Annotated in this window: 18 protein-coding genes; 11 read left to right on the top strand and 7 right to left on the bottom strand. The window is 36.9% G+C overall.

From position 1 onward, the window contains the following. Positions 1-5: 5 nt before the first annotated feature. Positions 6-1,391: a PSP1 domain-containing protein gene (locus tag H8B04_RS06180; protein ID WP_190301773.1), complete on the bottom strand. Its 1,386-nt coding sequence runs from the start codon at positions 1,389-1,391 to the stop codon at positions 6-8. Positions 1,392-1,401: 10 nt separating this feature from the next. Next, positions 1,402-2,547, bottom strand: a complete 1,146-nt coding sequence (locus tag H8B04_RS06175; RefSeq protein ID WP_165291056.1) for a DNA polymerase III subunit — start codon at positions 2,545-2,547, stop codon at positions 1,402-1,404. A gap of 124 nt (positions 2,548-2,671) precedes the next feature. Here H8B04_RS06175 and dnaN point away from each other — a divergent pair, with 124 nt between their 5' ends. The 6 genes from dnaN to nadD are packed head-to-tail and all read left to right on the top strand — an operon-like array spanning position 2,672 to position 7,210. After that, positions 2,672-3,796, top strand: coding sequence for a DNA polymerase III subunit beta (dnaN, locus tag H8B04_RS06170; RefSeq protein WP_165291057.1), 1,125 nt, complete (start codon positions 2,672-2,674; stop codon positions 3,794-3,796). A gap of 11 nt (positions 3,797-3,807) precedes the next feature. Continuing rightward, positions 3,808-4,467 carry a DedA family protein gene (locus tag H8B04_RS06165; protein ID WP_165291058.1) on the top strand — a complete coding sequence of 220 codons (660 nt, stop codon included), beginning with the start codon at positions 3,808-3,810 and terminating at the stop codon, positions 4,465-4,467. Positions 4,468-4,492: 25 nt separating this feature from the next. Continuing rightward, positions 4,493-5,128, top strand: coding sequence for a DedA family protein (locus H8B04_RS06160; protein ID WP_165291059.1), 636 nt, complete (start codon positions 4,493-4,495; stop codon positions 5,126-5,128). 50 nt (positions 5,129-5,178) lie between these two features. Continuing rightward, positions 5,179-6,054, top strand: coding sequence for a YicC/YloC family endoribonuclease (locus H8B04_RS06155; protein WP_190301772.1), 876 nt, complete (start codon positions 5,179-5,181; stop codon positions 6,052-6,054). A gap of 5 nt (positions 6,055-6,059) precedes the next feature. Further along, the gene (gene gmk, locus H8B04_RS06150) at positions 6,060-6,629 is read left to right on the top strand and encodes a guanylate kinase (protein ID WP_165291061.1); all 570 of its coding nucleotides are present in this window, start codon (positions 6,060-6,062) and stop codon (positions 6,627-6,629) included. Further along, the gene (nadD, locus tag H8B04_RS06145) at positions 6,629-7,210 is read left to right on the top strand and encodes a nicotinate (nicotinamide) nucleotide adenylyltransferase (RefSeq protein WP_165291062.1); all 582 of its coding nucleotides are present in this window, start codon (positions 6,629-6,631) and stop codon (positions 7,208-7,210) included. Before gmk ends, nadD begins: the two co-directional genes overlap by 1 nt. A gap of 38 nt (positions 7,211-7,248) precedes the next feature. Here nadD and H8B04_RS06140 read toward each other — a convergent pair whose 3' ends face one another. The 3 genes from H8B04_RS06140 to kduI are packed head-to-tail and all read right to left on the bottom strand — an operon-like array spanning position 7,249 to position 9,984. After that, on the bottom strand, positions 7,249-8,019 hold the full coding sequence (locus H8B04_RS06140; protein ID WP_223815297.1) for an SDR family oxidoreductase: 771 nt from the start codon (positions 8,017-8,019) through the stop codon (positions 7,249-7,251). Between the two features lie 2 nt (positions 8,020-8,021). Then, complete coding sequence (locus tag H8B04_RS06135; RefSeq protein WP_190301771.1) at positions 8,022-9,143, bottom strand: DUF4861 family protein; 1,122 nt, start codon at positions 9,141-9,143, stop codon at positions 8,022-8,024. A gap of 1 nt (position 9,144) precedes the next feature. Further along, positions 9,145-9,984: a 5-dehydro-4-deoxy-D-glucuronate isomerase gene (gene kduI, locus H8B04_RS06130; RefSeq protein ID WP_190301770.1), complete on the bottom strand. Its 840-nt coding sequence runs from the start codon at positions 9,982-9,984 to the stop codon at positions 9,145-9,147. 172 nt (positions 9,985-10,156) lie between these two features. Here kduI and H8B04_RS06125 point away from each other — a divergent pair, with 172 nt between their 5' ends. Beyond that, positions 10,157-10,345, top strand: a complete 189-nt coding sequence (locus tag H8B04_RS06125; RefSeq protein ID WP_165291066.1) for a CsbD family protein — start codon at positions 10,157-10,159, stop codon at positions 10,343-10,345. Positions 10,346-10,402: 57 nt separating this feature from the next. On the opposite strand, the gene H8B04_RS06120 is transcribed toward H8B04_RS06125, so the two are convergent. Both H8B04_RS06120 and H8B04_RS06115 read right to left on the bottom strand, forming a co-directional pair. Beyond that, positions 10,403-12,352: a RagB/SusD family nutrient uptake outer membrane protein gene (locus tag H8B04_RS06120; protein ID WP_223815296.1), complete on the bottom strand. Its 1,950-nt coding sequence runs from the start codon at positions 12,350-12,352 to the stop codon at positions 10,403-10,405. 24 nt (positions 12,353-12,376) lie between these two features. Further along, positions 12,377-15,649: a SusC/RagA family TonB-linked outer membrane protein gene (locus H8B04_RS06115; RefSeq protein ID WP_190301769.1), complete on the bottom strand. Its 3,273-nt coding sequence runs from the start codon at positions 15,647-15,649 to the stop codon at positions 12,377-12,379. 520 nt (positions 15,650-16,169) lie between these two features. On the opposite strand from H8B04_RS06115, the gene surE reads away from it, so the two are divergent. From surE to secA, 4 genes are all read left to right on the top strand, one after another. Then, positions 16,170-16,949, top strand: coding sequence for a 5'/3'-nucleotidase SurE (surE, locus tag H8B04_RS06110; RefSeq protein ID WP_190301768.1), 780 nt, complete (start codon positions 16,170-16,172; stop codon positions 16,947-16,949). Then, complete coding sequence (locus H8B04_RS06105; RefSeq protein ID WP_190301767.1) at positions 16,950-17,213, top strand: hypothetical protein; 264 nt, start codon at positions 16,950-16,952, stop codon at positions 17,211-17,213. Positions 17,214-17,300: 87 nt separating this feature from the next. Next, a complete protein-coding gene (locus H8B04_RS06100; RefSeq protein WP_190301766.1) occupies positions 17,301-18,176 on the top strand; it encodes a menaquinone biosynthesis family protein in 876 nt (291 codons plus the stop codon). A gap of 123 nt (positions 18,177-18,299) precedes the next feature. Further along, entirely contained in the window at positions 18,300-21,581 is a 3,282-nt protein-coding gene (gene secA / locus H8B04_RS06095; RefSeq protein ID WP_190301765.1) for a preprotein translocase subunit SecA, read from the top strand. Positions 21,582-21,599 lie beyond the last annotated feature (18 nt).

Genomic DNA, 21,599 nt, shown 5'->3' with positions numbered 1-21,599 from the left:
TGAAATTATTCACCACCATTTTGTTGTTTATTTTCGTTCGATCTATTTCTATTTCGATTATTGTTGAATCTGCGTTTTTTCTTTTGCTCAGGCTTTGGACCATTCTCCGCAGTTTGTTTGTTATCTCCTTCAGCCTTTTTCTGCTCTTTAAGCGGAGTTTGCTGATTTTGTTGCTTGTTTTCTACTGTAGGAGTAACTTTCTCGTTTTCTACTTTAGTCTTAGAGCCATTAGCTTGTTTGCTCTTAGATTTCTTCTTCTTGCGTTTTTTATTTTTTTCGTCCAAACGTGTCAAGCTATCCTGCCCAACAACATTTTCATAATCCAACACAACAGGTTTCACGACTTCTTTTTGAGCAGGAGCATGATCTAAACTTTCTGGTTTAATACCGTTTTTGTTCAACTCAGAAAGCTCTTTCACTTTACTGATTGGAAGCGGTATCCAACTTTCAGCACCTGGATAAGAGAACCACATGGTTTTCTTGAAGATGTCTGTTTTTTGAAGGTAAGCAACACCATTTTTTGTTTCTATACGGTCCACATCATTCGGAATATCCTTTAATGCGTCCATATAGCTATCCAATTCGTAGTTCAAACAACATTTCAACTTGCCACATTGTCCAGCAAGTTTTAATGTATTCAACGAAAGGTTTTGATAACGTGCTGCAGAAGTCGAAACGGTTTTGAAATCTGTCAACCAAGTCGAACAACATAATTCACGACCACAAGAACCAATACCACCCAAGCGGCTGGCTTCCTGACGCATACCAATCTGACGCATTTCGATACGAATACGAAATGCTTCAGCCATTTTCTTGATTAACTCACGGAAATCGACCCGACCTTCTGCTGTATAGTAGAAGGTTGCCTTTGTCTTATCGCCTTGGTAATCAACGTCTGAAATTTTCATCGAAAGGCCTAAGTCCAATGCCAATTTGCGGGCACGGTGCATAGTCTCCCATTCCAATTCTTTCGCTGCGTTGTATTTTGCTACATCCGCTTCGTTTGCTTTGCGATAGATCTTTTTTGCTACCGTTTCAGGATTGACATTATTTTTCTTCAATTGAAGACGCACCAGTTCTCCTGTCAATGATACGTGTCCAATATCATATCCGCCCGTAGATGGTTCTACAGCGACCATTTCACCCATTTCAAGATAAATATTATCCGTATTGACAAAGAAATCCTTGCGAGATCCTTTGAAACGGACTTCTACTATATTGAAAGGTTTATAATTTGATGGCAAATCCATATCGGAAAGCCAGTCATATACATCTAATTTATTACATCCGCTGGTCATACAGGTGCCGTTGTTGTTACAACCTGCAGGTACCGTACCTAATTTGGTGCTAGTACCACACCCACCACCGGATGAGCAACTGCCACATCCCATATTTTTCTTTCTATATATATTGAGTCCCTTGAGGGAACGTTTGATATTTGAACAATAAAACTAATTGCAAAGATAAATCTAAAAATAATATTTTAGGATTACCGTTCCTTTCGATGCCATAATGTGTTTTCTCCAACAGATTAATAGCTTCCGTCAATTGTTCAAATAGGTATAATTCACTAAATTTTTCGACAAATTTTAGTTCTTCTTCTTTCAAAAATACTAAACCTCTCAAACCTTGCTGAACCAAAATGATTTGTCGAATCATATTAATGGCATAAAGTAAGAAACTTTTTTGATTTTCGCGTCCTAGTTTTGCAAGATTATCATCGCTAAGTTTCAAAATATCAGCACCTCTGTCGGTGACGATATAGCGCATCCACTCCACAAAAGTGGTAAAATTACTATTATGTTCTTGATAAGATAAAAGATTCAGCGCTTCTTGAACATTGCCATCTGCGATGAAAGCAATTTCATTAGCTACCGTATTTTCAATTTCATGTTTTTCTACAAGGTAGTTTTTCATCTCTTCGTGGTCAATTTTATTGATTTTGACCAATTGTGTACGTGAGATGATGGTATTTAATATGCGTTCTTGATTTTCGGCCACTAAAAGAAATAATGTCTTAGCAGGAGGTTCTTCAATAAGCTTTAGCAACGCATTTCCTTCTTTGTCCAAATATTCTGGAAGCCACATTATCAAAACTTTATATTCCGCTTCAAAAGCTTTTAAACTCAATTTCTTGATAATATCGTGTACTTCCTTAATCGGAATATTTGCTTGCTTATTGCCGGCATCCAACTGATCCCGCCAGTAATTCAATCCCAAATAAGGATTTTTGTTAAATGCTGTTCTCCATTCGTTTAATACGTCAACAGCGACAACCGTGTCTTTGGATGGATAAAAAGGATAAGAGAAATGCAAGTCAGGATGAATAAGACGCTGATATTTATGGCAGGATCCACATTCACCACAGCTGTCGTGTTCCTGTTTGTTTTCACAATTGATATATTGTGCGTACGCTACAGCAATAGCAAGAGAACCAGATCCTTCGGGTCCCAAAAATAGTTGGGCATGGCTCACTCGGTTATTTTTAACCGAATTGAGCAGATGATTCTTGACCTCTTGATGTCCTATTATCTCTTTGAATTGCATAAATATTTCATCACAAATGTACTAAAATTAAAATTGTATAAATAAAGGCTTTCGAGTGGCGGGAGATTCGAATTTTAGATTTAAAATCCGTAATATTGCATATAAGTAAATTATCGCAAAAAGCATGAGATTCATTGTATCCACTTCAGTCTTATTAAAACAACTTCAAGTCATCAGTGGCGCGTCAAGTAGTAGTACAGTTCTTCCAATTTTGGAGAACTTCTTGTTTGAAATAAAGGACAATATGCTGACTATTTCAGCTACAGACTTGCAAACAAGTATGGTTACCTCTTTACCTATAGAAGCAAAAGAAGAAGGTCGCGTAGCAATGCCTTCGAAGATTTTGATTGATACATTAAAAACTCTACCAGATCAACCAGTAGCATTTTCAGTAGATACTAAAACATTGGCTATTGAAATTAGTGCGGGTGATGGTAAGTATAAATTAAGTGGTGAAAATGCCGATGATTTTCCTAAAATCCCAGTGGTAGACAATGTGTCTACGGTGAACTTGGCAGCTTCTATTTTATCAGAAGCTATTAACAAAACTATTTTCGCGGTAAGTAACGATGAGTTGCGTCCAGCAATGTCAGGTGTTTTGGTTCAATTGAATGAGCAAAACATTACTTTCGTTTCAACTGATGCACACCGTTTGGTTAGATACCGTCGTACAGATGTAGGTGCAGAAAAATCTACATCTATTATCCTTCCGAAAAAAGCATTGACATTATTGAAATCTTCATTGCCATCGGATGAAACTACCGTTTCTATTGAATACAATAACACGAATGCTTTCTTCCAATTTGGAAGCATCAATTTAATCTGTCGTTTGGTAGATGAACGTTATCCAGATTACGAAGCGGTAATTCCTCAAGTAAATCCTAATAAATTAACGGTGGACCGTTCTTTATTCTTAAATATCTTGCGTCGTGTAGTGATCTTTGCAAACAAAACTACGCATCAAGTACGTTTAAAAATCAACGGTTCAGAATTACATATTTCTGCTGAAGATTTAGATTTCTCTAATGAGGCACACGAAAGATTGAGCTGTCAATTCGAAGGTGACGATATGGAAATCGGCTTCAATGCTAAATTCTTGGTAGAGATGTTGAATAACTTGAACTGCGAGGAAGTGGTATTGGAAATGAGTAGCCCTAATCGTGCTGGTCTTTTGGTTCCTGCCGTGAAAGCAGACAATGAAGATATTTTGATGTTGGTGATGCCGGTAATGTTGAATAACTACAATTAATATTAGCTATTTTGGACATTATCTATTCTTTAATAGACTTCATTCTGCATATAGATGACCATTTGGTAGAGATTGTAAACAATTACCAAACTTGGACATACTTAATTTTGTTCTTAATCATCTTTGTGGAAACTGGAGTTGTAGTTATGCCATTCTTGCCTGGCGATTCATTGCTTTTCGCTGCAGGTATGTTGGCGGCACAGCCGAATGAATTGAATGTTTGGTTGTTAATACTCATCTTATTGGTAGCCGCAATTACAGGTGATTCGTTGAATTATTCTATCGGTAAGAATTTTGGAATGCAGATTACGAAATTTAAGCTGTTCGGTAAACAAATGGTTACGGATGATCAGATAGAAAAGACGCATTCGTTCTATGAAAAATATGGCAGTAAAACCATCGTAATTGCTCGTTTTGTCCCTATTGTACGTACGTTAGCTCCTTTTGTGGGTGGTATAGGCAGAATGAACTACGGTACATTCTTAACTTACAATGTGGTTGGCGCAATATTATGGGTAGGTGGAATTACCTTAGCAGGATATTTCTTAGGTAATATTCCTTTTATAAGAGACAACTTTTCGAAAGTGGTACTGATTATTATATTTTTATCAGTACTACCGATTATATTCGAAGTCATAAGAGAAAAATTTTTCAAGAAAAAGGAAGCCTAAAAGCTTCCTTTTTTGTTTTAGCACTATGGAGGTCATAAGTACTTTAATCGATTTTATATTGCATATTGACCAGCATTTGGTCGGTATTGTCAACGACTATCAATATTGGACGTATTTGATTTTATTTTTAATCATCTTTGCGGAGACAGGATTAGTTGTTACTCCATTTCTTCCGGGTGATTCTGTGTTGTTTGCAATGGGTGCTTTGATAGCCAAGCCTGAGACCGATTTAAGTATCATAGTAATGCTTATTCTACTGATTGTTGCAGCCGTATTAGGTGATTTTGTCAATTACGAGATAGGAAAATATTTTGGCTTTCGTGTTTTTAAAGCGGATTCTAAGATTTTCAAACCCTCATATTTAGAAAAAACCCAAAATTTCTACGCGAAACACGGAAGTAAAACAATTATTTATGCTCGATTTGTTCCCATAGTACGCACCTTCGCTCCTTTTGTAGCGGGCATTAGCAAGATGAACTATAGCCATTTTGGAAAATACAATATTATAGGAGGTATTCTGTGGGTATCGCTTTTCTTATTTGCCGGTTATTTCTTTGGACAGATTGAATTTATTCAAAAGAATTTTTCTTTAGTTGTATTGGCTATCATAGGATTTTCTTTATTGCCTCCTATTATTGAGCTAATAAAAGGTCGCAAATAGATCCTCCGAATAATAATTTCCTTTTAGTCTGATAATTCCTACCTTTGCATATGATAAAATCAATGACTGGCTACGGTGTTGGCACGCATGAGAATGCGAAAGTCAAATACACTGTCGAAATAAAATCCCTTAATTCTAAGTTTTTGGAATTGAATATACGACTTCCCAAAGTTGTATCGGACAAAGAATTGACACTTCGCGGCGAATGCAGCAAGCTTATAGAACGCGGAAAGGTCAATGTTTTGATTTCTTCAGAATACACAGATCAAACTGCCAAAGCTTCTTCTATCAATGCGGAGTTGCTAAAAAAATACTACAATCAATTAAAAGATATTGCTACGGAAGTAGGAGAAGAAACTTCTTCCCTATTTAGCTTGGCGCTTAATATGCCGGAGGTAATTTCTACGAATGATGATGAAGTAGATGAAGAAGAAGGTAAAGTCTTGATGGATGCTTTTTATGCTGCTGTAGAGAAGTTCAATACATTTCGTGCAGATGAAGGTAATATTTTAAAAGTAGACTTAGAAAAACGAGTACATCTTATTCTTTCGTACTTAACAGAAGTAGAAGCTGTCGAAGGAGATCGCATTCCATTGATTCGTGAGCGTGTGAGTCAGTATATGGCAGACGCTGTAGGCAAAGAGAATATTGATAAAAATCGATTTGAGCAAGAGATTGTTTTCTACATAGATAAATTAGATATCACCGAAGAAAAAGTACGTCTGAAAAGCCACTGTAATTACTTTATCAAAGCGTTGAATTCAGACGATTCTAATGGTAAGAAATTAGGTTTTATCTCTCAAGAAATGGGCCGTGAGATCAATACTTTGGGTTCAAAAGCAAATAATGCGGACATACAACAAATCGTAGTTCGTATGAAAGAAGAATTAGAAAAAATCAAAGAACAACTACTAAACGTATTATAAAAAACATGAGCGGAAAGCTAATCATCTTTTCGGCGCCTTCTGGGGCTGGTAAAACAACTATTGTAAAACATTTGCTAAGCAAGTACCCAGATAATTTCGAGTTTTCGATATCTGCAAGCACACGCGAGCCACGAGGTGAAGAAGTAAATGGAAAGGACTACTATTTTATTTCTAAAGAGGAGTTTTTACACCGTGTTGCAAAGCAGGAATTTATCGAGTTTGAAGAAGTATACTCGGGCACTTACTATGGTACGTTGCGTTCAGAAGTAGAACGTATTTGGGCTTTGGGCAAACATGTTATTTTTGATATTGATGTAGTTGGCGGATTGCGTTTACGTTCCAAATTTCCAGATCAAGCGTTAGCAATTTTTGTAAATCCACCTTCTTTAGAAGTATTGAAAGAGCGTCTAGCAGGCAGAGGAACTGATTCAGAAGAAAAACTGCAAGAGCGTTATGCGAAAGCAGAACACGAATTGAGTTTCGCGGATAAATTTGATGTTATCTTAAATAACTTTGAATTAGAAACTGCAAAAGCAGAAGCAGAAGAATTAGTCTTGAATTTCCTTTCTAAATAATGGCAAATAAGAAAATTGGTTTATTTTTTGGCTCGTTTAATCCTATTCACGTAGGGCACTTAATCATTGCCAATTACATGGCTAATTTTACTGAACTGGACGAAGTTTGGTTTGTGGTATCGCCTCAAAATCCTTTCAAAGAAAAGAAATCTTTGGGAAATATGTACGATAGACTAGAAATGGTCAATCTTGCTATAGAGGGGGCAGAAAAGCTTCGGGCTTCTGATATTGAATTCAAGCTACCGCAGCCTTCGTATACTATAGATACGCTTGTTCATTTAGAAGAAAAATATCCGAATAGAGATTTTGTGCTTATCATGGGAGAAGATAATCTTGCCGGATTTGCAAAATGGAAAAATGCCGATATTATTCTTCGTGATTACCGCATCATTGTCTATCCACGTCCGGGATATGATGGAGGAGATTTAAAAGATCACTCTTCTGTAACTATGACAGATACTCCCGTAATGGAATTGTCCTCTACATTTGTTCGCAAAGCGATTAAAGAAGGGAAAAATATTAAGTTCTTTATTCCAGATAAAGTTCTCGAGTTTATAGATAAAAAGGGATTATATCTCTAGAAATATAAAAGACTTAGCTTTTGGCTAAGTCTTTTATATTATCTGCCCATCCAACCACCGTCTACGGTTAGAATGGTACCATGTACGTAGTCTGAAGCTTTGGAAGCTAAGAATACTGCAGGACCTTTGAAATCTTCCGGTTCGCCCCATCGACCCGCCGGAATACGACCTAATATGGAAGCCGAACGTTCAGGATCGTCACGTAAAGCTTCAGTATTGTCCGTAGCAATATAACCCGGTGCAATAGCATTCACATTAACCCCTTTAGACGCCCATTCATTGGCAAAAGCTTTGGTTAATGAACCAATAGCGCCTTTTGAAGCAGCATATCCCGGAACAGTAATTCCGCCTTGGAAAGTCAACAATGAAGCTGTAAAAACAATTTTTCCGCTTCCACGTGAAATCATGTCTTTTCCGATTTCACGCGTCAGTATGAATTGTGCGTTTTGGTTGATTTCAATGATTTCATCCCAATATTCATCCGGATGCTCAGCAGCGGGCTTACGCAATATATTTCCGGCATTATTGAAAAGAATATCTATTACTGGATGATCTTTTTTTACTTGTGTTATAAAAGCATATAATGAGTCTCTATTGGAAAAATCACACTGATAAGCATAGAACTTACGCCCTATAGATTCAATGGATTTCTGTACGGCAGAGCCCTCTAATTCTAACGTTGCAGAAACGCCAATAATATCTGCTCCTGCTTCGGCCAACGCCTCAGCTAAAGCTTTACCAATTCCTCTTTTACATCCCGTTACGATGGCTACTTTACCATTTAAGTCGAAAGCATTTATAATACACATGATTATTTCAATTTTACTTTTAAAGGTTTACGAATGTACTCAGCATAATCCTCTACTGCATCTTCCCATTGACCAAATGAAGTGATTTTGCCTGCTTTATTCCAAGCAGCACCATTGTAGTAGACAAATGGTTTGTTGTTGCTGATTTCTGTTTTCAATAAGAATTGCTTCTCATTTGAATCAATATATTGAACTTTTTGATTGGTTAACACTAAAGCAGTACCAGTATGTCCAGCATCATTAATGTTAGGCTCCCAGTACACTAAGGTTTTATCTTGTTTATCAAATTCTACCTCCGGCTTGCTTTCGTTTCTTTTGGCTAATCCTACGACAACAGGTGTTTTGTTGGCTTGCTTATTAGAAAGGTCAACAACTATTTTGTTAAAATTCTGACCAGCGTCAATAGAGATTGTTTTGGTCAAAGCAATCTCTTGATTCTCGATGGTCTGTGGCTCAAATGTTAGTTTAAAGGTGGTGCGTAATGGACCATTATCCAGTATTTGATACGTTCTATAATGCTTCGTAAAATGAATAGTATTGTTATGGTATAAAGCAATGTCACCCGCACCTAACGTTTGTCCTACAGAATAATAATCTAATCCTTCACCATGGTCTTTGTGATAATCATCACCTTTGTACCATTTATTGACAACTAAATTTTCGGTACGCTTTGCCCAATAATCCATTCCTTGTGCATCATCCGCTCTACCTTCTAAAGCCTTACCATACATACGAAAAGCTACAACGTCATTTTCCCAAGCGAAGTCATCAAATCTTTCGGGAACATATCGTGCATAAGTTTTTGATGGGAAAGATGGAGCTTTATCTTTGGATACAACGAGGTTTAATTTTCCTTTCGAAGAAATCGGAACTTGTACCAATACATTTTGGGGTTGGCTTTGTCCTAAATTCTCCAATTGGTGTAAGTAAACTTTCCCTGAAGCCTGATCTTTTATGGTAAAAATAGTGTCTACTCCAAAATGCTTCGTGAATTTCAAAAATGGAATACTTACTAGTTCTAAGCGACTATTATCGGTAGGATTGGTAATGGAAATAGATTTCTGTGCCCATGCGAAACCTACAAAGGCACTAGAAATAACCATATAACTTATAAATTTTTTCATGTTATTTTAAATCAGTGATAGCAGATTTGTCCATATCGTCATAGTCCATATTTTCACCAGCCATACCCCAGATGAAAGTATAATTACTCGTACCTGCTCCTGAGTGAATAGACCATGGTGGAGATATAACAGCTTGCTCATTGTGCATCCAAATATGACGGGTTTCTTCTACTGGACCCATAAAGTGCGATACAGCCTGTCCTTCAGGAACTTCAAAATAGAAATATACTTCCATGCGACGGTCATGCGTGTGGGAGGGCATCGTGTTCCAAACAGAACCTGTTTTTAGTTCTGTCATTCCCATCTGCAATTGGCATGTCTGAATGACCGTATGCAGCAACATCTGATTTATCGTGCGGTGATTTGCCGTTTCTAGAGTTCCTAATTCTAGTTTGTTCGCTTCCGCTTTAGTTACTTTTTTTGTGGGATAACTATGGTGGGCAGGTGTAGAATTTAAATAGAATTTTGCAGGAGAATCTGAGCTTTCACTGCTAAAATAAACTTCTTTTGCTCCTTTCCCAATGTACAATGCTTCTTTGTTTTTTAATTCAAAAACTTCTCCATCAACTTCGACTTGTCCAGATCCTCCTACATTGATAATGCCTAATTCTCTTCTAGACAAGAAATACGGTTCTTTCAATAGAGGTTCAATAGTTTCTAATTTGATTTTGTTATTTACAGGAAAGGCTCCTCCGGCCATATATCTGTCGTAATGTGTGTACACAAAATGAATATCATCTTCTACAAATAGCTTCTCAATAAGGAAGTTTTCGCGAAGTCCTTTTGTATCTAATGATTTGTACTCATTAGGGCCGATTGCGTATCTAGATTCGTAAGTCATAGTATAAAAAACTGATTTATCCTGGTTATTATTTAAAAATAGACCTTTCTTTTGAAGAAAGCGAACTACAATATGAAAAGCTCTATTTGTAACGATTTCGTAACAACTATATGACAAACAAGCGGTGCTTTGAGTTGTTGTATAAGAGTATAATCAAATAAAACACACAACTATGGATAAGCTAGATTTAAAAGGAAAATGGAACGAAATGAAAGGTAAAGTGAAGCAAGAATACGCTGAACTTACAGATGATGATTTAAAATATGAAGAAGGTAAAGATGATGAATTATTGGGACGCCTTCAGCAAAAATTAGGAAAAGCTAGAGAAGAAGTCGTAGACTGGTTAAAAGGTCTAGGTTAATTTTAAAGCTTTTTATAAAAACAATAAAACCCTCCAAAATGGAGGGTTTTATTGTTTTTAGTTTTGATAACCAGGATTTTGCTTTAATAAATTGTTTTTATTTAACTCGTCTCGGTGTATTGGTCTGAAATAAAGATTATTATTCCAAGATCTGTTTTCCTGTGAATTGTCCACTACAGGTGTATATGTGTAATCATATACTGTAGGATCATGACGATAAGGTGCAGTCATGGTTTTACCTGGTTTGAATTTACCTGTGACCTTGATATAAGTTACTTTACGACCTACAGTCTCAGGCGCTATTAACCATCTACGAACATCATGATAACGTTGCTCCTCATAAGCCATTTCTATGCGACGTTCGTGTCTATAGATTTGTCTTAATTGATTTTGATCTGTAGTTGTTACGGCAGGCATCCCCGCTCTGAATCTAATTTTATTTAACCAATCTCTCGCTACAGTTGTTTCTCCTAATTCAATGCTGGCCTCTACGTAATTTAATACAGCTTCTGTATATCTAAAGAAAGGCCAAGGAACTAGTTGGAAGTTATTTGCGTCAACAATATTTGGATCTGGATCGATAAATTTATGATAATAATATCCAGTCCAGCTACCATTCCAACTTTCAATACTACCTCCTCTTGTATCAATACCAGGAATTGTTTTCACTGTACCTCCTTCCAAAATATCATATGTACCTGTTTGAATCTGATTAGCAGGGTCAATATTACCAGAAATTTTTTCTCGAGGCTTCCAACCAGCCCCATCATATAAGATGGTTGCATAAAAACGAGGATCTCTATTTTTGTATGGGTCAGCCTTATGAGTAGCATTATCCCAGCTAAACGGTGTTCCGTCTATCATTTCATAGTCATCCACCAATAATCCAATAGGCGTGTTACCTGCCCAATTTTTATAACCATTTGGTCCATTATGAAGACCATGCGTATAATTAGCATCAGCAATGAAGTATTTTGCGTATATTAATTCTGAGGCAGCAGCTGCATCTATACCAGGCGCTTTACTTCCTCCGCCCATTGCTATACTTTTATAGTTGTTTTGACCTTCTGTAGCACTTACAGGCGCTGTTAGGTTAAGTTTATAACCTTGACCCTCGTCCATTACAGCCTTTGCTGCCGCTTGTGCTGCTTTATAACGTTCCTGTTGGCTTCCGGATGTATATGCAAGAATAGGAAGTATATCATCAGAGATTGTACTCACCTTCGCTTTTAATTTTGCACCCTCATGTTGATCACTGGCTGCATACAGTAAGACTCGTGATTTAACCGCTAATGCTGCATTAGCGGTTGCACGTCCTTTGTCCATGCTTTTTCCATTTAGTAAGCGGTAGGCTTCATCACAATCTTTAACGATAAAGTTCACACATTCTTCGTATGTATTTCTAGCAATATTCATATCGTCCGTGATTGTATATACTTTATCAATTAAAGGTACACCACCATAATAACGAAGAAGTTGCTGATAATAATAAGCTCTTAAAAAATGAACTTGGCCTAGCATTTTATCTTTCAGGTCAGGATCTGTAATTTTATTATTCTCACTATTTAATTGCTGTATAGCTACATTACAAAACCGAATGTATATGTACATCCTTCCCCAAGCCCAAGTTCCATGGACCCAACCTAGAGATGTGGGATTTGAAGATCCGCTATTTACAATGTCAATGCCACGACCAGGGTGCGTAAACATCGCCTCATCAGATACCGAAGCAAGCATTTGTTCGCTGAATCCGCCTTGTTCAAATCCATTGTATATATCATTAATGTATGCCTGGGCTGTACCAGCATCATTCCAAACTATATCCGCTGATAGCTGATTAGGAGGATTAACATTCATGAAATCTGTATCACATGACTGAAATAAAAATGTAGTCATCGATACGATAAGCAGTTTTTTAGTATATAGAGTTGATTTAGAAGCAAATGATGACTGCTTTTTCAAAAAATTAGTGCTTCTAAATATATCGCTCAAAATTCTTTTTCTCATTTTAGTAAGTTTGCTGTTAAAATGTTAGAGAGAGGCTTTTAATCCAAAATTTATCACCTTAGCTTGAGGGTAATATTGACCGCTTGAGTTTGTAGACTCTGGATCCCAAACTTTGATTTTATCAATAGTTATAAGATTAAGGCCGTTTACATATAATCTCAAGCCTTTAACACCTATTTTGTTGGTAATCTCAGGATTAAGCGTATATCCAAGCTCAATATTTTTTAATCGGATGTAGTTATTATTTCTCACCCAATAGCTATTGTTTACGGCTTTACTTCCATCTTGATAGTAAGCTGTGTTTCTATTACTTAGACGAGGATGTTCGCTACTTGGGTTATCAATACTCCAGCGGTTTTCATATGACCAGTTTAAGTAGTTACCAATATCACCAGACTCTGTAATTCCAATCATCTGAAGCCCTCCTGTAGCACCTTGAATTAAAGCTGTTAAATCAAAACCTTTATATGCAGCATTAAGATTAAAACCTCCAGTAAATGTTGGTGTGCTATTTTTATTCATTCGGACTAAGTCATCACCGTTAATTTTACCATCGTTATTATAATCAACAAACTTCATATCTCCTGGTCTCAAGCTAGCGCCACCTGTTACAGCACTATAGTCAAGGGTGTTTGCATTAACATCAGCAATGTCCTTGAATACCCCATCATATTGGTATAAAAGCCAAGCGCCCGTTACTCTTCCTGTTGCTCTTTGCCACTCAGGAGCTCCTGGAATTTCATCAAAGAAAATGATTTTGTTTTTAGCATACCCACCATTAACGCCAACACCAAAAGTAAAGTCATTAATATTTGTTTGATAATTTAAGCTAAACTCATAACCGGAGTTTCTAACTTTACCAATGTTTTCTGGAGGAAGATTCGCTGATGGAATACCAGTACTCTCGGGTACGGATGCAATTTTTTGGGTTAATATGTTTGATCTTTCATTAAAGAAATAATCAAAAGTGAAGGCAAACTTGTTGTCCATAAATGTGGCATCAAGACCTAAGTTACTATTATTTGCAACTTCCCAAGTAAAATTCTCATTTGGTACATTCGCTTCCCAAAGCGTTTTTACAAGTTGGTCATTAAAGACACCCGAACCCGTATTCATTAAAGTAAGGAATTTGAACTCTTGTAGTGCATCATTATAATAAGCTTCGGCTCCCATTTGTCCCCAAGAAGCTCTTAGTTTTAAGTTATTTACGAATTGAACATTCTCTTTAAAGAAATCTTCTTTTGACAACACCCAGCCCACAGAAACCCCAGGGAAGAAACCAAAGCGTTTATTTTCTGGGAAGATATAAGAGCCATCTACACGCCATAAGAATTCTGCTAAGTATTTCTCTTGATAGTTATAGTTTACACGACCAAAATAACTCAATCGTGCTCTTGTAAATAAGTCGTTAACACCGATGTTTTGCTCTCGTGATTCACCAAATGATAACTCAGGAATCAGTGTTGATAAGAAATAGCGTCTATAAGCATTAAATCCATTACTTTTATCTGTTTCACGTGTCAGTGCAGCTAATAAAGAGATAGAATGATCATTGATAACTTTATCATATGAAATCATTCCTGTTAGGTTGACACCTAAGCGACTCGCTGTGTTCTCCGAGAGACGTGCATCTGTGAAGGGGGAACTTACAGAACCAGTTAGTTTGGGGGTGCCGTCATCTAAGAAGGAAGTTTTGTCCCAAGTATATAACGTCCATGGTGTTTGCCAGTTTTTACCTCTTTTCCATTGCTTATCCAAAGCTGCAGTACCTGTTAATTTCAAACCTTCTACACCAGGAATTTTAAAATCTAATTTTCCCGTTGTTTGTAAATAATCATCAACGGTTTTGTTAAAACCAGTCAGGTCTGTTGTCGATACTACAGGGTTATAACCATACTCAATTGCAGGACCAGGTTCTCCATGAGGCCAAAAAGCAGGCTCATTAGGTCGTCCGCGCATAATAAATCTAAAGATATCACCAGCGCCCACAGTAGGAAAATTACGTTCCTCCTCACGACCGACTACACTTATGGTAGTCGTTAGATAGTCATTGATTTTACTCTCAATATTTAAACGTAAATCGTATTGATTGTAAAAAGCAGCTGATTTTTTATAGTAAGCATCTTGGTTAGTATATCCTAATGAAGCTAAATAGGTGGTATTATCTCCTCCTCCGTTAATTTGAATATTATGCCTTTGTTGAGGTGACCAATTTTTAAATACTTCATCAAACCAATCTGTGTTTGGATAACGATAGGGATCGGAGCCATCTTTGAATTTTTGCATTTCTTCTGGATTGAATGCAGCATTCATAGTTTCCGATTTATCTGGTCTTGCATACGAACCTGTAGTTTTGAATGCATTCCATGCCTCACCCCAAAATTGAGGATCAAGGTCACTCCCAAAAATTCTAAGTTCGTTTAAGATCTCAGCATATTCCGGTGAACTTGCCATTTTTGGCGTTCTTGTTGGTCTTTGAATACCATAAAATCCGTCATAAGATAATTGAGGTTTTCCGGATTTACCTTGTTTTGTAGTAATTAAGATTACACCATTACCTGCTCTGGATCCATAAATAGCTGCCGATGCATCTTTCAAAACAGACACACTCTCAATGTCGTTTGGATTTAGACGGTCTATACCTCCTGCTCGGCTTGGTACACCGTCAATTACAATCAGGGGGCTAGAGTTACCTCCTGCAAGTGAGTTTATACCGCGGATGCGAATATTTGAACCATCATATCCTGGTTCTCCGCTGCTTTGAATAGCAGTCACTCCTGGTAATCGGCCTGCTAGACCATTAGAAAGATTGACAGAAGAAGATTTAGCCAATTCGTCGCCTTTTACTGCGGTTACCGCGCCAGATACAACTGATCTTTTCTGTGTACCATAACCTACAACCACCACTTCATCAATGATTTCATTATCTGAACTTAACATCACATCGATAGTAGCACGATTATTTACATTTTCAGTAATGGCTTGCATACCGATCATAGAAAAACTTAGCTGAGAGTTAGTAGGGACGTTTTTTAGCTCGTACTGACCATTAGCATTCGTAGTTGTTGCAATGGTAGTGCCCACTACAGATACTGTGACTCCTGCGATTGGTTGGTTAGTTTGTGGATCGCGGACAGTACCTTTCACAGTAATGTTTTGTTGTGGCGAAGTGATTTTTAGCGATTCAAAAGTGTTTGCATAGCCACTTTGTACTGTGATGCATAAGCAACACGCTACAGCGCTTGAAACCCATACGAATCTTCTAAATCCTTCATTTGGATAAAAATTCGAGATCATAATAAGTGTTAGAATTTAATTAAATTGATTATCTGTGTGTATTTAAAGCTCCATATATTACTATAATGGGAATTATGAAATTGTTTTTATTTTCATCTGTTTATAATAGTTGATTAAATATTAGGTTTAGAATTTTCAAGCATGGATATCTTAATCCTGCTACAATTCAAATTATTTAACGAATTTTTAACTATTTTGTTTTATATAAATAAACAAAACAGTTAATTGTCTGGTTATTAGTTTTTTATTTTCAGTATTTGTTTAAAAATTAATTGACAAGTACGAGGTAAAAAATTTATCGTGCGATAATAATAGTCCCTTACGAAGGATAGTTTAAAAACAAATGAAGGGTCACCCCAATTATTCACCTCATTAATACAAAGGAGAAATGCTTCAATCCATCAAATTGGTAATAATATTCTCTATATTACTGCGACCTCTGGGGTGAAATTATTAAATGTATAAGGAAAAGATGTGCTTGTAGAAATAACAATTTGTATTATTTCCATAACTTAGCGTTATGGCAAATTCGAAACCGACAATATTAGTTGTCAATGATGATGGGATTACAGCGCCAGGTATTAAGGTGTTGTTAGAAGAAATGCAAAAATTAGGGAATGTAGTGGTTGTAGCTCCAGACGCACCTCAATCGGGTATGGGGCACGCTATTACAATTGGAAAGCCTCTTCGAATGGATAAAATACAATTGTATGAAGGTGTAGAAATGTACAAATGTTCTGGTACCCCAGTAGACTGCGTTAAGTTAGCTGTTGACCGTATTTTTAAGGATAAGAAGCCGGATTTATGTGTTTCTGGTATTAATCATGGATTGAATTATTCTATCAATGTATTGTATTCAGGTACGATGTCTGCTGCAGTAGAAGGAGCTATTGAAGGAATTCCTTCGATTGGATTCTCGCTGGATGACTTTTCGCATGGAGCTGATTTTTCACATACTCGTCCATATGTGTTGAGCATTGCAGAGCAAGTTTTAAATAATGGTCTTCCAAAAGGAACATTATTAAATGTAAATTTCCCTCATATTGAAAAAGGAATTAAAGGCATAAAAATTTGTCGTCAAGCCAACGGAAATTGGGTAGAAGAATTTGAATATCGTGTGGATCCGCACAACAGAGATTATTTCTGGATGACTGGCCGATACGATTGGGTAGACCGAGGAGAGGATACGGATGTGTTTGCTATTAATAATGGCTATGCATCTATTGTGCCTACACAATTCGACATGACGGCGCATCATGCCATACCAGAATTGAATTCGTGGTCTTTTGATGTGAAATAGATGCAAAAGAATTCTTTATTAGCAGGTGTGTTAGTTGGTGTAATTGCACCTGTAATAGCATATATAATATCTACCTACACCACCGTACAGCAATCGTTTTTTTCGAATAAGCCAATTGCTTTTTATGTGATTGCTGCGGTAATCAATTTGATAATAGTTCGATTTTCATTTCGTGCCGGTCAGGACAAGTTAGCTAAGGGGATTGTTTTAATTACCTTTTTGGCAATGCTAATTTTGATTTTTACAACAAAGTTGAAGGTTTAAGTTTTTAGTCATTCTGAGTGTGGCGAAGAAAGCCGTTAAGAAATATGACTTCTATTACACGATTGACAAAATATACAATATTATATTATGAAATTAAGTTTAGGCTTTTCGCCTTGTCCAAACGATACATTTATTTTTGATGCATTGATACATCACAAAATAGATACGGAAGGATTGGACTTTGAGGTGGAGTATCATGATGTGGAGACGCTAAATCAAAAAGCTTTCAAAAAGGAATTGGCTATTACTAAGCTAAGCTATCATGCTTTTGCATATGCGGTAGAGCATTATGAACTTTTAGGAGCGGGTTCAGCGTTAGGTTTTAGTGTTGGGCCATTGTTGATTGCCAAAAATCGAGATTTGGCGCAACAACTTTCAGCCTATGCAGGAGAAGTGCTTCCAGAAGAGTTTCAAAATCTTAAAATTGGTATTCCAGGTAAATATACTACAGCTAATTTTCTGTTAGGATTAGCTTATCCTCAATTACAAAACAAAGAAATCTTAGTTTTTTCGGATATTGAATCGGCTTTATTGAAGGGTCATATTGATTTAGGGTTAATAATTCATGAAAATCGCTTTACTTATCATGATAAGGGATTATTTAAGGTAGTAGACCTGGGAGATTTTTGGGAAAAGACGACAGAAAGTCCGATTCCGTTGGGCGGTATTGTCATAAGTAGAGATTTGCCGAATGAAACTAAGGATAAAGTAAATCGTTTAATTCGAAAAAGTGTAGAATATGCTTTTGCGAATCCAAAATCAGGATTAGAATATATTCGCTCTCACGCGCAAGAAATGGAAGAATCGGTTATGTACAAACACATTGAACTCTATGTAAATCAATATTCCATAGACTTAGGCCAGTTAGGTAAAAAGGCAATTACTTCTATGTTTGATAGAGCATATGAATTAAATATTGTACCTAAAACCGAAAAAAATATTTTTTTGATAGGAAATGATTAAAAATCTATTATAAGATTGAAAGTTATCATTTCGAATAATTAAATTTGCCCGATTAGTGCCAAAATGTCCTGAATAAGAGTTTGGATTCAATTTTGAGCATGTGCATAGAGATAAAATAAAATTATGTTAAAATTCTTAAGTAAATTATTTGGTAGCAAGTCAGAACGTGATATCAAATCTATACAACCTATAGTTGAGAAGATTAAAGGGGAATATAGTAAGCTAACCAATTTGTCACATGACGAGCTTCGTGCTAAAACAATTGAATTCAAAAAACGTATCCAGGAATATTTAAAAGAAATCGACGTCGAAATCGCTGAACAGAAAACTAAAGCGGATGATCATTCCGTAGATATTTCTGAAAAAACAGAGGTTTACGAGAAAATAGATAAATTAAATAAAGAGCGTGATAAAAAGCTTGAGGAGGTATTAGCAGATATCTTACCTGAAGCTTTTGCTGTTGTAAAAGAGACCGCTCGTCGTCTTACTGAAAATCCATTTTTGGAAGTTACAGCTACCGATTTTGATAGAGAAATTGCGGCTCGTAAACCTAACGTGACTATCGTAGGTGACAAAGCGCAATGGGCTAACAAATGGTTAGCAGCAGGTAATGAAGTAACATGGAATATGATTCATTACGATGTGCAGTTAATCGGCGGTATAGTGTTACACCAAGGTAAAATCGCAGAGATGATGACGGGTGAGGGTAAAACGTTGGTAGGAACATTGCCTACTTACTTAAATGCGCTTTCAGGTCAAGGTGTACACATCGTAACAGTGAATGATTACTTAGCAAAACGTGACTCGGAATGGAATGCTCCATTATTTGAGTTCCACGGATTGTCAGTAGACTGTATCGATAAACACCAACCAAACTCACCACAGCGTCGTAAAGCTTACCAATCGGATATTGTATACGGTACAAACAACGAGTTTGGTTTCGACTACCTGCGTGACAACATGACGCAAACACCAGACGCCATGGTTCAACGCAAATTACACTTTGCGATGATCGATGAGGTGGATTCGGTTTTAATTGATGATGCACGTACACCATTGATTATCTCTGGTCCTATCCCAATGGGTGACCAACACGAATTTTATCAATTGAAACCACGTATCGAGCGTTTGGTAAATGCACAAAAAGCATATATCAATACGGTATTTAATGAAGCTAAAAAAGCTATCGCTGCGGGCGATACTGATCCTGAAAAAGGTGGTTTAGCTTTATTCCGTGCTTACAGAGGTTTACCTAAAAATAAAGCGTTGATTAAATTCTTAAGTGAAAATAATCACCGTCAAATTTTACAAAAGGTAGAAAACTTCTACATGTCCGAGCAAAATCGTCATATGCCAAAAGCAGACAAAGAGCTTTTCTTTGTGATTGACGAGAAAAATAATCAAGTAGAGCTTACAGAAAAAGGTATTGAGTTGATTACAGCTCAGGGAGAAGATCCAAGTTTCTTCATTTTACCAGATGTCGGTACTGAAATAGCAGAGATCGAAAAATCTGAAATTTCTTTAGAAGAGAAAGCTGCGCGCAAAGATGAATTATTGCGTGATTACTCTGTAAAAGCTGAACGTATTCACTCGATTAATCAATTATTGAAAGCTTATACGCTTTTCGAAATTGATGATCAATATATCGTTGACGAAGGTAAGGTAAAGATCGTAGATGAGCAGACAGGTCGTATTATGGACGGTCGTCGTTATTCAGATGGTCTTCACCAAGCTATCGAAGCGAAAGAGAATGTAAAAGTAGAAGACGCGACACAAACGTACGCTACGATTACCCTACAAAACTACTTCCGTATGTACCACAAATTAGCAGGTATGACGGGTACAGCCTCTACGGAAGCAGGTGAGCTTTGGGAAATCTATAAATTAGACGTTGTTGAAATTCCTACCAACAGAGGAATTCAACGTGAAGATAAACAAGACTTCATTTACCGTACAGCTCGTGAGAAATACAATGCGGTAGCACAAGAAATTCAAACATTGACAGAAGCAGGTCGTCCTGTATTAGTAGGTACAACTTCGGTTGAGATTTCTGAATTATTGAGCCGTATGTTGAAATTACGTGGTATCAAACACAATGTGTTAAACGCGAAATTGCACCAACGTGAAGCGGAGATTGTTGCTGAAGCTGGTCGTCCAGGACAGGTAACTATTGCGACGAACATGGCGGGTCGTGGTACGGATATCAAATTGACAGAAGAGGTAATTAAGGCTGGTGGTTTAGCCATCATCGGTACGGAGCGTCATGAATCTCGTCGTGTTGACCGTCAGTTACGTGGTCGTGCTGGTCGTCAAGGTGACCCAGGCTCGTCCCAATTCTTCGTGTCTTTAGAAGATCCATTGATGCGTTTATTCGCTTCAGAGCGTATATCTAATATCATGGTGAAAATGGGTGTTGAGGAAGGCGAAGTAATGCAACACAGCATGTTAACTAAATCAATCGAGCGTGCACAACGAAAAGTAGAGGAAAACAACTTCGGTATTCGTAAACGTCTATTGGAATATGATGACGTAATGAACTCACAACGTAATGTAATCTATACAAAACGTAAAAATGCATTATTCGGAGAACGTTTGGATGTAGATTTGAACAATACGATTTACGATGTAGTAGAAGATGTTGTAATAAGTGCTAAAGAAGATGGTTCATACGATGAGTTCCAAATCGAAGTAATTCGTTTATTCTCAATTGATCCTGCTATTTCAGCTGAAGAGTTTTCATCCACTAGTGTAGATAACTTGACAGATAAATTATTCACTCAAGTAATTACTCATTATCAAAATAAAGCTAAAACTGTTGCTTCGCAGACTTTACCAGTATTGAAAAATGTATTGGCAGAGCGCGGGGACATGGTCGAGAATATTGTAGTTCCTTTTACGGATGGAATTCGTGGAATTCAAGTTTCTACAAACTTGAAAAAAGCAGTAGATTCTGAAGGAGAGGATGTATTCAGATCCTTTGAAAAAGGCATAGTTCTTGCTTTAATTGATGAAGCGTGGAAAGAGCACTTGCGTGAGATGGACGATTTGAAACAATCTGTTCAAAACGCAGTTTACGAACAAAAAGACCCAATCATTATTTACAAAATGGAAGCTTTCAACTTGTTCAAGTCAATGTTAGCTTCTATGAATAAAGATATCGTAAGCTTCTTGTTCAAAGGGGAAATTCCAGGACAACAACAACCTCAAAATATTGAAGAGGCAAAACCTATTCCTGCTCAACCCGCTAATGTGAAAGCTACTAAAGAAGATTTGGATTCACCTACAGGCGTCTCCGAAGAAGATATAGCTGTTACACAACCTATTCGCAAGGAACAAACTGTCGGCAGAAACGACGAATGTCCTTGTGGTTCAGGATTGAAATACAAAAATTGTCACGGTAAATAGCCGTCTGCAATTTCATAT

It is taken from the genome of Sphingobacterium litopenaei, assembly GCF_014692495.1.
Classification (GTDB): domain Bacteria; phylum Bacteroidota; class Bacteroidia; order Sphingobacteriales; family Sphingobacteriaceae; genus Sphingobacterium; species Sphingobacterium litopenaei.
This window is presented reverse-complemented; position numbering and strand designations above follow the sequence as displayed.

Coding starts and splice junctions, on each gene's coding strand:
- H8B04_RS06180 (WP_190301773.1), bottom strand. CDS start 1,391: ATGGGATGTGGCAGTTGCTCATCCGGTGGTGGGTGTGGTACTAGCACC.
- H8B04_RS06175 (WP_165291056.1), bottom strand. CDS start 2,547: ATGCAATTCAAAGAGATAATAGGACATCAAGAGGTCAAGAATCATCTG.
- dnaN (WP_165291057.1), top strand. CDS start 2,672: ATGAGATTCATTGTATCCACTTCAGTCTTATTAAAACAACTTCAAGTC.
- H8B04_RS06160 (WP_165291059.1), top strand. CDS start 4,493: ATGGAGGTCATAAGTACTTTAATCGATTTTATATTGCATATTGACCAG.
- H8B04_RS06155 (WP_190301772.1), top strand. CDS start 5,179: ATGATAAAATCAATGACTGGCTACGGTGTTGGCACGCATGAGAATGCG.
- gmk (WP_165291061.1), top strand. CDS start 6,060: ATGAGCGGAAAGCTAATCATCTTTTCGGCGCCTTCTGGGGCTGGTAAA.
- nadD (WP_165291062.1), top strand. CDS start 6,629: ATGGCAAATAAGAAAATTGGTTTATTTTTTGGCTCGTTTAATCCTATT.
- H8B04_RS06140 (WP_223815297.1), bottom strand. CDS start 8,019: ATGTGTATTATAAATGCTTTCGACTTAAATGGTAAAGTAGCCATCGTA.
- H8B04_RS06135 (WP_190301771.1), bottom strand. CDS start 9,143: ATGAAAAAATTTATAAGTTATATGGTTATTTCTAGTGCCTTTGTAGGT.
- kduI (WP_190301770.1), bottom strand. CDS start 9,984: ATGACTTACGAATCTAGATACGCAATCGGCCCTAATGAGTACAAATCA.
- H8B04_RS06125 (WP_165291066.1), top strand. CDS start 10,157: ATGGATAAGCTAGATTTAAAAGGAAAATGGAACGAAATGAAAGGTAAA.
- H8B04_RS06120 (WP_223815296.1), bottom strand. CDS start 12,352: ATGAGAAAAAGAATTTTGAGCGATATATTTAGAAGCACTAATTTTTTG.
- H8B04_RS06115 (WP_190301769.1), bottom strand. CDS start 15,649: ATGATCTCGAATTTTTATCCAAATGAAGGATTTAGAAGATTCGTATGG.
- surE (WP_190301768.1), top strand. CDS start 16,170: ATGGCAAATTCGAAACCGACAATATTAGTTGTCAATGATGATGGGATT.
- H8B04_RS06105 (WP_190301767.1), top strand. CDS start 16,950: ATGCAAAAGAATTCTTTATTAGCAGGTGTGTTAGTTGGTGTAATTGCA.
- H8B04_RS06100 (WP_190301766.1), top strand. CDS start 17,301: ATGAAATTAAGTTTAGGCTTTTCGCCTTGTCCAAACGATACATTTATT.
- secA (WP_190301765.1), top strand. CDS start 18,300: ATGTTAAAATTCTTAAGTAAATTATTTGGTAGCAAGTCAGAACGTGAT.